This window comes from Rhizobium sp. Root1203 (assembly GCF_001424945.1).
GTDB lineage: Bacteria > Pseudomonadota > Alphaproteobacteria > Rhizobiales > Rhizobiaceae > Rhizobium.
Window position 1 is genome coordinate 108,659 of sequence record NZ_LMCW01000069.1, and the last position, 12,767, is coordinate 121,425.

The window sequence follows — 12,767 nt, forward strand, 5'->3', positions numbered from 1 at the left end:
CGGCGCCCCTTTGCTCATCAGGCCGCGGCCGTCAGGCGTTCGCCGGCCATACGATAGGAAATGGCTTCGGCAAGATGGATGCGTCCGACTGTCTCCGTGCCGTCAAGGTCGGCCAGGGTGCGCGCCACCTTCAACACACGATGGTAGCCGCGCGCCGAGAATTTCAGTCTCTCCGCCGCATCGCGCAGTAACTGCAGACCGCCTGAATCGGGCGCTGCATAGGTCTCGATCATCGACGTCGAGCACCGCGCGTTCGTCCCGATGCTGCCAAGCCCTGCCGCTCGAAAACGGGCATGCTGGAGTTCGCGGGCGCGCGCCACGCGGCGGGCGATATCCGCGCTTTTTTCCGCGGGCATCGGGCGGATCAGATCCATCGCCGAAACGGCCGGCACGTCGATGCGGATGTCGATGCGATCCATCAGCGGGCCGGAAATCCGCGCCTGATATTCCGACATGCAGCGTGGGCCGCGAGCGCAGGTGTGACCCGGTTCGCCGGCCATGCCGCAACGGCAGGGGTTCATGGCGGCAACAAGCTGAATGTTCGCCGGATAGGAGACCCGATGATTGGCGCGGGCGATGATGCACTCTCCGGCTTCCAGCGGCTGTCGCAGGGCATCGAGCGCCTGCGGCGAGAACTCGGGAAACTCGTCGAGGAACAGGATGCCGTGGTGCGCGAGCGACGCCTCACCCGGCCTCGCCCGCAGGCCGCCGCCGACGAGTGCCGCCATGGTCGCGGAATGGTGCGGCGTTCGAAACGGGCGGCGATCGGAGAGCTTTCCGCCGGCGAGCTGGCCGGCGACCGAATGGATCATCGAGACTTCGAGAAGCTCGGCCGCAGTGAGCGGCGGCAGGATCGACGGCAGGCGGGCGGCAAGCATCGACTTGCCGGACCCCGGCGGGCCGACCATCAGCAGGTTGTGGCCGCCGGCCGCAGCGACTTCCAGGGCGCGCTTGGCACTTTCCTGGCCCTTGATGTCGGCAAGATCCGGAAGGCCGGTAGGGTGGGCACGGATCGAAGGTTCAGGCCGCGACAGCACCTGCGTGCCCCGAAAATGGTTGGCGAGCGCGATCAGGCTGCGGGGCGCGAGAATGTCGAGATCGGCGCCGGCCCAGGCGGCCTCGCCGCCACTGTCGGCCGGGCAGATCAGGCCCTTGCCCATGGCATTCGCACCGATCGCAGCCGGCAGCGCACCGGCAACAGGGGCGATCGTACCGTCGAGATTGAGTTCGCCGATGACGACATAGCCTGACAGCGCATCCGCCGGGATGGCACCCAGCGCCGCCATCAGGCCGAGCGCGATCGGCAGGTCGAAGTGAGAGCCTTCCTTCGGAAGGTCGGCGGGCGCCAGATTGACGGTGATCCTCTTGGCCGGCAGGGCCAGCCCCGACGCATGCAGCGCCGCATGCACGCGCTCGCGACTTTCTGCAACCGCCTTGTCTGGCAACCCGACGATCTGGGTGACGACCTTGCCCGGCGCAACCATGACCTGGACCTCGACCGGCAGACCTTCAATGCCCTGGAATGCAACCGTGCTTATACGTGCGACCATGCCGCAATCCCCTGTGCCGCAACCGTTCACGGCCCAAACCGGCGACCGAGTGGGGCCGTCGCGAATTGCAATCTTGCATAGAAAAAAGAATAAAACAAGAACGGCATAGGAACGACTGCGCGCACCCGCTGCAAACAGGTTGCAGCGAGTTGCAGAAGCGGAACAAAGGTTCGGAAGGGCCTAGGCGCGCTTGCGCTCGATCGCGTCCCAAAGCAGGCCGGCGATATCGGCACCGCCGAACTTGCGAACTTCGCGGATGCCGGTCGGCGAGGTAACGTTGATTTCCGTCATGAAATCGCCGATCACGTCGATCCCGACCAGCAGGAAACCACGCTCCCTCAGCGCCGGGCCGATGCGGGCGCAGATCTCTTTCTCGCGCGCCGTCAGCTCCGTCGCTTCGGCGCGGCCGCCGACATGCATGTTGGAGCGGCTGTCATGCTCGGCGGGCACGCGGTTGATCGCACCGACAGGCTCGCCGTCGACCAGCAGGATGCGCTTGTCGCCCTTGCGGACATCAGGCAGGTATTGCTGGGCGATAAAGGGTTCTCGGAAAAGCTGGCCGAACATCTCCAGCAGCGAGGAGAGATTGCGATCGTCCTTCGTCGAATGGAAGACGCCGGCGCCGCCATTGCCGTAGAGCGGCTTCAGGATGATGTCGCCCATCTCGTCGCGGAAACGGCGGATTTCCGCTGCGTCCCTGGTGATCAGCGTCTTCGGCATCAGATCGGCGAACTCGGTGACGAAGATTTTCTCCGGCGAGTTGCGCACCCAGGCGGGATCGTTCACCACCAGCGTTTTCGGGTGGATGCGCTCCAGCAGGTGCGTGGAGGTGATGTAAGCCATGTCGAAGGGCGGGTCCTGGCGCAACAGGATAACGTCCATCGTGGACAGGTCCACGCGCTCCGGCGCGCCGAGTTCGAAGTGGTCGCCCTTGACGTCGCGCAGGATCATCGGCTCGACGGTTGCATAGAGATTGCCGTCGCGAAAGCTCAGCCGGTCGGGCGTGTAGTGGTAAAGCTGGTAGCCCCGGCTTTGTGCCTCCAGGCTCATGGCGAAGGTGGAGTCGCCTGCAATGTTGATGCCGGCGACATGGTCCATCTGGACCGCTACGTTCTTGATCTTGGCCATTTCCGTCCCTTAGCTATTGCCGGACAGATGTAGGCCGCGTCAGGCGTGAACGCAACGGCCAATCAATGGCTTCCAGCCGTCAAAGGCGCGGATTCTTCAGGCCGCCAGGCCCTGCTGGCCGCCGCTGCGAAGAAGGTTTCGCAGGCGGTAGGCCAATGCGACGGGCTTCGGAAACGGCTTGCGCAAAAAGGCGACCTTGCGGACATAATTGTCCACCCGCCAGCTTGCCCAGGTGCCACCCGCGAAGAAGGCGACATCGCCGGCCCGCAGCATGCGTTCCGTGCCGTCTTCTGCGGTGATGTGGACCTCGCCTTCAAGGATCATCACGGTTTCATCCCACCCGAAAAACCAGCGGAATTCACCGGCGGTGCAATCCCATAGTGCGGTCAACGCCGCATCGTCATGCCCGCGCGAGTGTTCTGCGGTGCGCGCCTGCGGATCGCCGCTGACGATCCAGTCCGGGTTGATCGGCGTCGACTTCATCGGAAGGTGATCACTCGAATGCGCAACGAACGACTTGCCGCGCGGCGGCGCGACCACGTAAGGCGCGGAACGCGCAGCCATCGCTATCGCGCTTGCAAGCATCAGCTTCAAAGCCATGAGAACCCCCTGCTCTCTCTACCCCTATTGCGCCGGAATAGCAGAGAGTCGTAACGGAGCGGTTCAAACGTTTGCTAGAAGTTTAACGACCGGGTCCGCGCTTACCGCACCGTCTCATGCACGAGGGCGGGAGCACTCCGATTTCCCGTGACACCACCGATCCGCTTGCCGGTGTCGTGGGCGAAGAAATGCAGCTTCTCCGGTGCAATGAAGAGGCGCAGCTCCGAGGACAGCGCCGTTTCCGGCGAGACGACGGCGGTCAATGGCTGGTCGCCGAGAAGCCCATGGACAAGGCGCTGCGAACCCAGCTCCTCAATATAATCGACCGTCAGGGGCAGCGCGTATTCAGAAGGCTCGGCAGTGCGAAGATCCTCGGCGCGCATGCCGACCGTCACCGGACCCGAGGTCGGTGCCTGCCGCGCCAGATCGATCAGGCTCGGGCCGAGCGCAAGCTTGTCGCCATGCAGCTCACCCTTCAGGAGATTCATGGCCGGCGAGCCGATAAAGCTAGCGACGAAGGTGGAAGCCGGCGTGTGGTACACCTCGAGCGGCGCGCCGATCTGCTCGATTTCTCCGCCGTTCAGCACGACGAGGCGATCGGCCAGCGTCATGGCTTCCAGCTGGTCATGCGTGACATAGATCGAGGTGGTCGCAAGCCGGCGCTGCAGGCGCTTGATCTCGCCGCGCATCGAGACGCGCAGCTTGGCGTCGAGGTTCGACAGCGGTTCATCGAAGAGGAACGCGGCGGGCTTGCGGACGATGGCGCGCCCCATCGCGACGCGCTGGCGCTGCCCGCCGGAAAGAGCACGCGGCTTGCGGTCGAGGTAGGGCTCGAGCTGCAGCATGCGGGCGGCTTCTGCGACGCGTGCGTCGATCTCTGCCTTCGGCGTCTTCCTGTTGCGCAGGCCGTAGGCGAGATTGTCGTAGACGCTCATATGCGGATAGAGCGCATAGTTCTGGAACACCATGGCGATGTCGCGCTCGGCAGGATCGACCTTGTTGACCACGCGGTTGCCGATCTTGACCTCGCCCCTGGATATCTCCTCCAGGCCGGCGACCATGCGCAAAAGGGTCGATTTCCCGCAGCCGGAGGGACCGACGAGGACGATGAACTCCCCGTCCCTGATGTCTATATCGACGGATTTCACAGCGTGGACGTCCCCGGTGTAGATCTTGGAGACCTGATTGATTTCGATAGCCGCCATCGGACGTTCCTTTACTTGTCGCTTTCGGTGAGGCCTTTGATGAACCAGCGCTGAAACACCACGACGATGATGACAGGCGGCAGCATCGCGAGGATCGCGATGGCGAAGGCTTCGTTGTAGTCGGGAATCTGAGCACCCACCCAGACCAGCAGGATCTGCTTGATGCCGCGAACGAGCGTGTAGAAGCTCTCGTCGTTGGTCATCAGCATCGGCCAGAGATACTGGTTCCAGCCATAGACGAACATGATCATGAAGATCGCCGCCACCATGGTGCGCGAGAGCGGCACGATGACGTCGATGAAGAACTTGACCGGACCGGCCCCGTCGATGCGGGCGGCCTCCAGAAGCTCGTCCGGGATCGATTTGAAGAACTGGCGGAAATAGAAGGTGCCCGTCGCAGACGCCAGCAGCGGCACGATCATGCCGCTGTAGGTGTTGATCAGGTGCAACTGGTGCATGACCTCGTAGGAGGGCAGGATGCGCACTTCCAGCGGCAACAGCAGCGTGGTGAAGATCATCCAGAAGAACAGCGTTGCCATGCGGAAGCGGAAATAGACGATCGCGTAGGCGGCAAGCATCGACAGGACGATCTTGCCGACTGCAAAACCGATGCCGAGGATCAGCGAATTCATCAGCATGCGGGCGCCGGTGACCTGACCGGTGAAACCGCCCTGGCGGCTTAGCACCGCGCCGTAGGTCTCGGTAAAATGGTTGCCCCACGTCAGCGTCAGGCCTTCGCGGTGGATCTCGGCGGCTTCGTGCGTGGACGTCATGAAGGCGACGACCACAGGCGCCACCATGATGAAGACGCCCAGCAACAGAACGACGTGATCGATTATCTTGAGACGGTACATCCCGCGCTCCTCAATTGTAGTGAACGCGCCGCTCAAGAAAGCGGAACTGGAAGACGGTGAGCACGAAGACGACGATCATCAGGATGACGGACTGCGCCGACGACCCGCCGAGGTCGTTGCCGCGGAAGCCATCCATGTAGACCTTGTAGACCAGCGTGATCGGGTTGTTGGCGGCCTTGTCCTTCACCATGACGTCGACGATGCCGAAGGTGTCGAACAGCGAGTAGGTGACGTTGATCACCAGCAGGAAGAAGGCGGTGGGCGCCAGCAAGGGCAGGATGACGGTCCAGAACCGGCGGAAGCCGGAGCGGCAATCGAGCGCGGCGGCCTCGCGCACCGAGACCGGGATGCCCTGGAGACCGGAGAGGAAGAAGATGAAATTGTAGGGGATCTGTTTCCAGACGGAGACGACGACCATCGCAAAGGCCGTGTCGTAGTAGTTGAGGCCGACCTTCATGTCCCATCCGAACAGGGCTGCGAACCGGACAAAGGGGCCGATGTGCTGGTCGAAGAACATCATGCCGATCAGGCCGGCTACCGGCGGGGCGATTGCATAGATCGAGATCAACAGCGTCTTGTAGCTGGAACTGCCGCGGATGACCGCGTCGGCCTTGATCGCAAGCAGAAGGCCGGTGGAGAGCGCGAAGAACGTCACCAATGCCGTGAAGATCGCCGTGAAACCGGCGATGCTGTGGTACTCGGCGCTTTCGAGGACGCTCGTGTAGTTGCTGAGGCCGACGAAGCTCGAGCCGAAGCCGAACGGGTCCTCCAGAAAGAACGAGGACTTCACCGCCTGTACCGACGGCCAGTAGAAGAAAATGAATATCACCGCCATCTGCGGCAGCAGAAAGAGATAGGGCAGCGTTGGCGACGAGAACTGCACGCGCTTCATGGCGAGACCTTTGCAAAACAGTTCCGGAGACGGCGCGCGCCTCCGGAACCGATGTTTTCAGCGTTTGGCCGATCAGCCGGCGGTCTTGGCAAAGCGCTCGAGAAGCTGGTTGCCTTCCTTCTCGATCGTGTCGAAGGCATCCTTGACGGAGGTCTCGCCCGAGAAGATGCGGCCGTATTCGCGTTCCATGATTTCGCGGATCTGCGGGTAGAAGCCAAGGCGATAGCCCTTCGACCATTCGCCGCCCTGCAGCTTCAGCTGCTGGATGCCGACTTCCGCAACCGGCTCCTTCTCGTAGTAGCCTTCCTTCTTGGCGAGCTGGTAAGCCGCTTCGGTGATGGCAACATAGCCGGTGGCCTGGTGATAGAACTTCTGGATCTCAGGCGAGGTCAGGAACTGGAAGAAATCCGCGACGCACTTGTTTTCTTCAGCGGACTTGCCGGACATTGCGAAGAGGGCAGCGCCACCGATGAAGGTGTTGGTGCCGGCGCCCTTGATCGAACCCCAGTAGGGAAGGAAGGTTGCCGAGAACGGCATCGTCGCGGTCTTCTTGAGACCGCCGAACGAACCGGACGAGCCGATCCAGAGAGCGACCTTGTTTTCTTCGAACGGCTTCTGGTTGTCGTTCCAGCCGGCGCCGTAGTACTTGAAGTAGCCCTCGTCGGACCAGGACTTCAGCTTGTCGAACATCATGATGAGATTCGGGTCGGTGACCTTGAGCTTGGTGTCGACGACGCTGTCGTAGCCGTTGTTGTTGGTCGCGAACTGGATGTTGTTGCGCGAGAAGAAGTTCTCGGTGAACTCCCAGGTCAGCTGCGACTGGACGAGCGGAATGAAGCCGGCTTCCTTGAGCTTCGGTGCGATCGCCTCGAACTCTTCCCAGGTCTTCGGCGCTTCGACGCCGGCCTTCTTCAGCGCTTCCGGATTGGTGTACATGATCGGAGCGGAGGAGTTGAACGGCATGCCGACGAACTTGCCGTCGGCGGCAGCGTAGAGGTTGCGAACACCCGGGATGAAGGCTTCGCGGTCAAACTTGTAGCCTGCCTGGTTGATCAGGTCTTCGGCCGGAATGACGGCGCCCTTGGCGTTGATGATGGTCGCCGAGCCTGCATCGAAGACCTGCAGGATGTTCGGCTGTTCGCCCGAGCGGAAAGCGGCGATGCCGGCGGCGAGCGCTTCTTCGTAGGTGCCCTTGCTGACGGGGGTCAGGCTGCAGGCCGACTGCGATGCGTTGAACTTCTGCGAGACTTCATTGATGACTTCGCCGTTGCGCCCGCCCATGCCGTGCCACCAGGTGATATTGGTCGCGGCAAAAGACGACGAGGCCGAAAAGCTTACGGCCAGCGCCGCCATCGAAAACTTCTTGAACATGCCTAATCCCTCTCCACCAGTTATTGGGGTGAGGAGTGCAATAGAGGCCTTCTGTGACGACGCCTTGATGCTTTTATGACATGAGTGTTACAGCGCTACCTTTTTGCACGCGATTGCAAACATGCTCAAAAAGCATCCGGAAAATGACGCGGCAGGCGCCCCGGAACAATGGCCACGATATCGTAACGCTGCGAAAGCAAAGCGTAATCGCGCTGTCGCGCCAGCCACAGGTCACTGGCTGCCCTGATGCGATTCTGTGCTGTATGCGACACGGCGTCGATGGCGCTCATTTGGTCGCGCCGCGCCTTCACCTCGACGAAAACCGCGACGTTGCGCTTGCGTGCAATGATATCGATCTCGCCGAGCCTGGTGCGGTAGCGAAGGGCGACGATGCGGTAGCCTTTCAACATCAGGAAGACGGCAGCCAGATATTCGGAGACGTGGCCCCGACGAAGCGCCCTGCGGCGAGTGCTGGCGCCGCCCCCGTCAGCCATCGCGGCTCTTCATGTCGAGGAGACGCTGGTAGAGTTCCTTTCGCGGCAGTCCGGTCAGGCGGGCCGCCTCCGCCGCGGCCTTGGCCGTCGGCAGCGTCTTTGAAAGATCCCCCAGGATTGCGTCGACGTCCGCCTGCTCGACCGGCCTTTCCGGCGGCGGGCCAATGACGAGGACGATCTCGCCCCTGACGTTTTCGACCTCGGCATAGTGAGCAGCCAACTCCGCCAGTGTGCCGCGCCGGAACTCCTCGTAGGTTTTGGTCAGTTCGCGACAGACGGACGCCAAGCGGTCACCGCCGAGCACATCGGCAGCGGCTTCAAGAGCCGCGCCGATACGATGCGGCGATTCAAAGAACATCAGCGTTGCGGGCGCTGCGGCAAATTCCGCGAGCCTATCGCGGCGCGCCTTGTCCTTGGTCGGCAGAAAGCCGGCAAAAAGAAATGCATCGTTAGGCAGCCCGGAGCCGACGAGGGCGGCGAGTGGCGCGGAAGCGCCGGGGATGGGGACGACACGATACCCTGTCGCGATGGCGCTCTGGGCCAACCGATAGCCGGGATCGGAGACGAGCGGCGTGCCGGCATCGGAAACGAGGGCGACGGATTTTCCAGCCTCCAGCGCCTGCAGCAAGCGCGGGCCGACCTCATCCGCATTGTGCTCGTGATAGGCATAGGGGCGGTTCTGGATGCCGTAGCGGTCGAGCAGAACGCGAGTGACGCGCGTGTCCTCGCAGGCCAGAACATCGGCGCCGGCCAGCGTCTCAAGCGCACGCAGCGTGATATCGCCGAGATTTCCGATCGGCGTGGCGACGAGATACAGGGCCGGCTCCAGCGGGCGCGCGGGAACGGCCATGTTATGCAGGCGAAAGCTGCGCTGCCGGCCGCTCTCGGTTGTCGCTTCATCGTTGCTCAAGATATCTTTGCCCTTTCTGGCTTCCGGCCTTTATGGGCGAGGGCTCGGGCTTCGGCAAGAGCCCTGATTTCTGTGAGCATCCGCGGGGAAAACGGCAATTGCAGCGGCGCACCTGTTCACGCCTCTTGCAATCATCCGCAAAATTCTGCCATTTTGCCCATCCACTCCTCCGGTCCCAAGTTTGGGCAATGGCATTCCTCGGGCGCGCGGTGCGCGCCTGGGCAGTAACGGTCGAAAGCGGTAGCATCCCATGCGTATTACTATTGAGCGGTCAAACCTTTTGAAGTCGCTGAACCACGTCCACCGCGTGGTCGAACGCCGCAACACGATCCCGATCCTGTCCAACATCCTGCTGCGGGCCGAGGGCCAGAACCTCGACATGAAGGCGACCGATCTCGATCTAGAGGTGACGGAGGCAACGCCTGCCAATGTCGAGCAGGCCGGCGCGACGACAGTTCCCGCCCATCTTCTCTACGACATCGTGCGCAAGCTGGCCGACGGTTCGGAAGTCCTCCTCGCGACAAGCACCGACGGCGGTTCGATGACCGTTCAGTCCGGCCGCTCGAAATTCTCGCTGCAATGCCTGCCTGAGTCCGATTTCCCCGATCTGACAGCCGGTACTTTCAGCCATACGTTCAAGCTGAAGGCGACCGATCTGAAGATGCTGATCGATCGCACCCAGTTCGCGATCTCGACAGAAGAGACACGCTACTACCTGAACGGCATCTTCTTCCACACGATCGAAAGCGAAGGCGACCTCAAGCTTCGCGCCGTTGCGACGGACGGCCACCGCCTCGCCCGCGCCGACGTCAAGGCACCGTCCGGTTCTGAAGGCATGCCCGGCATCATCATTCCCCGCAAGACCGTCGGCGAACTGCAGAAGCTCGTCGACAGCCCGGACGCAATGGTCACCGTGGAAGTCTCCGATGCCAAGATCCGCCTGAGCATCGGCTCGATCGTCATGACCTCGAAGCTCATCGACGGCACTTTTCCCGACTACCAGCGCGTCATCCCGACCGGCAACGACAAGGAGATGCGTGTGGACTGCACGACGTTCGCGCAGGCCGTGGACCGCGTTTCGACCATTTCGTCCGAACGTGGCCGTGCCGTGAAGCTGGCGCTCTCCGATGGCCAGCTGCTCCTGACGGTCAACAATCCGGATTCGGGCAGTGCGACGGAAGAAGTCGCCGTCGGCTACGACACCGACGCCATGGAGATCGGCTTCAATGCAAAGTATCTGCTGGACATCACGGCCCAGCTCTCCGGCGACCAGGCGATCTTCCTTCTCGCCGATGCCGGCTCGCCGACGCTCATTCGCGACACAGCCGGTGACGACGCACTCTACGTGCTGATGCCGATGCGCGTCTAGGCACGTCGCATTTGCCTCGCAAACTTTGTCAATTGCGACGTTTGGTCTTGTTTTTCGTTCCACCGCCTGCAATTAGATGCTGGGCTGTTTGTTGCATATAGGAGGACGGCATGGCGTTGCGCCTGAAGGAACGGCTGGGCAAGAAGTTTGACGAGGAGATCCGCTTCTTCAAGGGAATGATGCAGGGTCCGAAGACCGTTGGCTCCATCGTTCCAACCTCCTCCATCACCGCCCGGAAGATGGCGAGCGTCATCAATCCGCACTCAGGGCTACCGGTTCTGGAGCTCGGTCCCGGAACCGGCGCGATCACCAAGGCGATCCTCGGCCGCGGCATCAAGCCGGAAAAGCTGGTCGCCATCGAATATTCGACGGACTTCTACGAACATCTGGTGCGGCTTTACCCCGGCGTCCATTTCGTCAACGGCGACGCGTTCGATCTCGACAAGACGCTGGGCGCGCTGAAGGGCCAGATCTTTGATTCCGTCATTTCGGCCGTTCCCTTGCTGAATTTCCCGATGCAGGCGCGCACGGCTCTGCTGGAAAGCCTGCTTGACCGCCTTCCTCCGGGACGGCCGGTCGTGCAGATTTCCTATGGTGCGGTGTCGCCGATCATCGCGCGGCCGGACCGCTACCATATCCAGCATTTCGACTTCATCGTCCGCAATATTCCCCCCGCACAGCTCTGGATCTACCGGCGCGGCTGAGCGTGTTCGGCCTCTACGTCACCCATCCACAAGTGAAGATCGACCCGGCGGTTCCCGTTCCCAAATGGGGGCTTTCCGACATTGGCTCGGCGCGCGCGCGTATGGCTGCCGACACCGCCTGGGCGCGGCAATTGCGACGGATCGTTTCCAGCGACGAGACCAAGGCGATCGAGACGGCCGACATTCTTGCGGCTGCCGCCGGCGCTGACGTCGAGATCGCCGCAGGCATGCACGAAAACGACCGGTCGGCGACGGGCTTCCTGCCGCCGCCGGAATTCGAGGATGCCGCCAACTGGTTCTTCGCCCACCCTGAAGAAAGCTTCAAAGGCTGGGAACGCGCAATCGATGCGCAAAGGCGGATCGTTTCTGCGGTGGAGCGCATTCTGGCGGGACACGACGATACCCGCCCGATCGCCTTTGTCGGCCACGGCGGCGTCGGCACGTTGCTCAAGTGCCACCTCCAGGGCCGCCCGATCGGACGCGACCGCGACCAGCCGGCGGGCGGCGGCAATCTCTATTGTTTCAGCCTTGCGGATCGGCGCTTATCATGCGACTGGACGCCTATCGAAAAGTGGCAGGGATGGATGTGACATGGACGCACGCGAGCGGCTGATTGTCGGACTGGATGTTCCAACGCTGGGCGACGCCGAAAAGATGGTTGAAACGCTCGGCGACGATGTCGTTTTCTACAAGATCGGCTACCAGCTCGCCTTCGCCGGCGGCCTCGAATTTGCCCGGGATCTCGCCAGAAGCGGCAAGAAGATCTTCCTCGACATGAAGCTGCTCGACATCGACAACACGGTCGCCTCCGGCGTCGAGAACATCGTGAAGATGGGCATGTCGATGCTGACGCTGCACGCCTACCCGAAGGCGATGAAGGCGGCGGTCGAGGCGGCGAAAGGTTCGGACCTCTGCCTGCTCGGCGTCACGGTGCTGACGTCGATGGACGAGCAGGACCTCACCGCAGCCGGCTACGAATACGATCCGCATACGCTGGTGCTGCGCCGTGCCGAGCAGGCGCATCTTGCCGGCATGGGCGGCATCGTCTGTTCCGCGGAAGAGTCCTCGGCCGTTCGCAAGATCATCGGCCCCGACATGGCGCTGGTGACACCGGGCATCCGGCCTGTAGGCAGCGACAAAGGCGACCAGAAGCGCGTGATGACGCCGGCCGCCGCACTGAAGGCGGGGTCCAGCCACCTCGTCGTCGGCCGCCCCATCGTCAAGGCTGGCGACCCCAGGGAAGCGGCGCGGGCAATCCTTGCGGAAATGTCGGCCGCACTTCAATAAGTTCAGTCAAGCAAGGGAGCATTTCAGATGGCAAAGGGATACTGGATCGCGCGCGTCGACGTTCGCGACGCCGAGCGCTACAAGGACTACGTGGCGGCGGCAAAACCCGCCTTCGAGAAGTACGGCGCAAACTTCCTCGCCCGCGGCGGCGCGCTCACCGAACTCGAGGGCAAGGCCCGTGCCCGCAACGTCGTCATCGAATTCCCCTCGATGCAGCATGCCGTCGATTGCTACAATTCGCCGGAATACCAGATCGCCGCGAAAATCCGCCAGGAAGTCGCCGATGCCGAGATGGTCGTCGTCGAAGGCATCTAGGCGATTTTTCAGGCATGAGAACTGCGGCGCGATGACCCTTTTCGTGGCGCCGCGATTGGTCTAAGACGAACATAGATCGACCCTTTCA

Annotated in this window: 14 protein-coding genes; 5 read left to right on the forward strand and 9 right to left on the reverse strand. The window is 62.3% G+C overall.

Annotation, left to right across the window (positions count from 1 at the left end):
* Window positions 1-17 precede the first annotated feature (17 nt).
* The 9 genes from ASC97_RS32065 to rsmI form a co-directional block, all read right to left on the reverse strand.
* Complete coding sequence (locus ASC97_RS32065) at window positions 18-1,550, reverse strand: YifB family Mg chelatase-like AAA ATPase (RefSeq protein ID WP_057472369.1); 1,533 nt, start codon at window positions 1,548-1,550, stop codon at window positions 18-20.
* Between the two features lie 180 nt (window positions 1,551-1,730).
* Window positions 1,731-2,678, reverse strand: a complete 948-nt coding sequence (gene gshB / locus ASC97_RS32070) for a glutathione synthase (protein WP_057472370.1) — start codon at window positions 2,676-2,678, stop codon at window positions 1,731-1,733.
* A gap of 96 nt (window positions 2,679-2,774) precedes the next feature.
* Window positions 2,775-3,278: a cupin domain-containing protein gene (locus tag ASC97_RS32075; protein ID WP_057472371.1), complete on the reverse strand. Its 504-nt coding sequence runs from the start codon at window positions 3,276-3,278 to the stop codon at window positions 2,775-2,777.
* A gap of 101 nt (window positions 3,279-3,379) precedes the next feature.
* Window positions 3,380-4,483: a sn-glycerol-3-phosphate import ATP-binding protein UgpC gene (locus ASC97_RS32080; RefSeq protein WP_057472372.1), complete on the reverse strand. Its 1,104-nt coding sequence runs from the start codon at window positions 4,481-4,483 to the stop codon at window positions 3,380-3,382.
* Window positions 4,484-4,494: 11 nt separating this feature from the next.
* On the reverse strand, window positions 4,495-5,337 hold the full coding sequence (gene ugpE / locus ASC97_RS32085) for a sn-glycerol-3-phosphate ABC transporter permease UgpE (RefSeq protein WP_057472373.1): 843 nt from the start codon (window positions 5,335-5,337) through the stop codon (window positions 4,495-4,497).
* Window positions 5,338-5,347: 10 nt separating this feature from the next.
* Entirely contained in the window at window positions 5,348-6,229 is an 882-nt protein-coding gene (locus ASC97_RS32090; RefSeq protein WP_057472374.1) for an ABC transporter permease subunit, read from the reverse strand.
* Window positions 6,230-6,301: 72 nt separating this feature from the next.
* The gene (locus ASC97_RS32095) at window positions 6,302-7,600 is read right to left on the reverse strand and encodes an extracellular solute-binding protein (RefSeq protein ID WP_057472375.1); all 1,299 of its coding nucleotides are present in this window, start codon (window positions 7,598-7,600) and stop codon (window positions 6,302-6,304) included.
* Between the two features lie 125 nt (window positions 7,601-7,725).
* Window positions 7,726-8,094 (reverse strand): YraN family protein, encoded by a 369-nt coding sequence (locus ASC97_RS32100; RefSeq protein WP_057472376.1) that lies wholly within the window; start codon window positions 8,092-8,094, stop codon window positions 7,726-7,728.
* A complete protein-coding gene (rsmI, locus tag ASC97_RS32105; RefSeq protein ID WP_057472441.1) occupies window positions 8,087-8,944 on the reverse strand; it encodes a 16S rRNA (cytidine(1402)-2'-O)-methyltransferase in 858 nt (285 codons plus the stop codon). The genes ASC97_RS32100 and rsmI overlap by 8 nt, the downstream gene beginning before the upstream one ends.
* Window positions 8,945-9,254: 310 nt before the next feature.
* Between rsmI and dnaN the strand changes: the two genes are divergently transcribed.
* From dnaN to ASC97_RS32130, 5 genes are all read left to right on the forward strand, one after another.
* On the forward strand, window positions 9,255-10,373 hold the full coding sequence (dnaN, locus tag ASC97_RS32110) for a DNA polymerase III subunit beta (protein WP_057472377.1): 1,119 nt from the start codon (window positions 9,255-9,257) through the stop codon (window positions 10,371-10,373).
* A gap of 110 nt (window positions 10,374-10,483) precedes the next feature.
* Window positions 10,484-11,077, forward strand: a complete 594-nt coding sequence (pmtA, locus tag ASC97_RS32115; protein WP_057472378.1) for a phospholipid N-methyltransferase PmtA — start codon at window positions 10,484-10,486, stop codon at window positions 11,075-11,077.
* 2 nt (window positions 11,078-11,079) lie between these two features.
* Window positions 11,080-11,667: a histidine phosphatase family protein gene (locus ASC97_RS32120; RefSeq protein ID WP_057472379.1), complete on the forward strand. Its 588-nt coding sequence runs from the start codon at window positions 11,080-11,082 to the stop codon at window positions 11,665-11,667.
* Between the two features lies 1 nt (window position 11,668).
* On the forward strand, window positions 11,669-12,364 hold the full coding sequence (pyrF, locus tag ASC97_RS32125) for an orotidine-5'-phosphate decarboxylase (RefSeq protein ID WP_057472380.1): 696 nt from the start codon (window positions 11,669-11,671) through the stop codon (window positions 12,362-12,364).
* A 27-nt stretch (window positions 12,365-12,391) separates the two neighbouring features.
* Window positions 12,392-12,679: a DUF1330 domain-containing protein gene (locus ASC97_RS32130; protein WP_057472381.1), complete on the forward strand. Its 288-nt coding sequence runs from the start codon at window positions 12,392-12,394 to the stop codon at window positions 12,677-12,679.
* Window positions 12,680-12,767: the final 88 nt, after the last annotated feature.

What these genes read in the sequence shown, in the direction of transcription:
- dnaN (WP_057472377.1), top strand. Translation starts at nt 9,255, where the DNA reads ATGCGTATTACTATTGAGCGGTCAAACCTTTTGAAGTCGCTGAACCAC.
- ASC97_RS32090 (WP_057472374.1), bottom strand. Translation starts at nt 6,229, where the DNA reads ATGAAGCGCGTGCAGTTCTCGTCGCCAACGCTGCCCTATCTCTTTCTG.
- ASC97_RS32095 (WP_057472375.1), bottom strand. Translation starts at nt 7,600, where the DNA reads ATGTTCAAGAAGTTTTCGATGGCGGCGCTGGCCGTAAGCTTTTCGGCC.
- ASC97_RS32130 (WP_057472381.1), top strand. Translation starts at nt 12,392, where the DNA reads ATGGCAAAGGGATACTGGATCGCGCGCGTCGACGTTCGCGACGCCGAG.
- ASC97_RS32080 (WP_057472372.1), bottom strand. Translation starts at nt 4,483, where the DNA reads ATGGCGGCTATCGAAATCAATCAGGTCTCCAAGATCTACACCGGGGAC.
- rsmI (WP_057472441.1), bottom strand. Translation starts at nt 8,944, where the DNA reads ATGGCCGTTCCCGCGCGCCCGCTGGAGCCGGCCCTGTATCTCGTCGCC.
- gshB (WP_057472370.1), bottom strand. Translation starts at nt 2,678, where the DNA reads ATGGCCAAGATCAAGAACGTAGCGGTCCAGATGGACCATGTCGCCGGC.
- pmtA (WP_057472378.1), top strand. Translation starts at nt 10,484, where the DNA reads ATGGCGTTGCGCCTGAAGGAACGGCTGGGCAAGAAGTTTGACGAGGAG.
- ASC97_RS32100 (WP_057472376.1), bottom strand. Translation starts at nt 8,094, where the DNA reads ATGGCTGACGGGGGCGGCGCCAGCACTCGCCGCAGGGCGCTTCGTCGG.
- ASC97_RS32065 (WP_057472369.1), bottom strand. Translation starts at nt 1,550, where the DNA reads ATGGTCGCACGTATAAGCACGGTTGCATTCCAGGGCATTGAAGGTCTG.
- pyrF (WP_057472380.1), top strand. Translation starts at nt 11,669, where the DNA reads ATGGACGCACGCGAGCGGCTGATTGTCGGACTGGATGTTCCAACGCTG.
- ugpE (WP_057472373.1), bottom strand. Translation starts at nt 5,337, where the DNA reads ATGTACCGTCTCAAGATAATCGATCACGTCGTTCTGTTGCTGGGCGTC.
- ASC97_RS32075 (WP_057472371.1), bottom strand. Translation starts at nt 3,278, where the DNA reads ATGGCTTTGAAGCTGATGCTTGCAAGCGCGATAGCGATGGCTGCGCGT.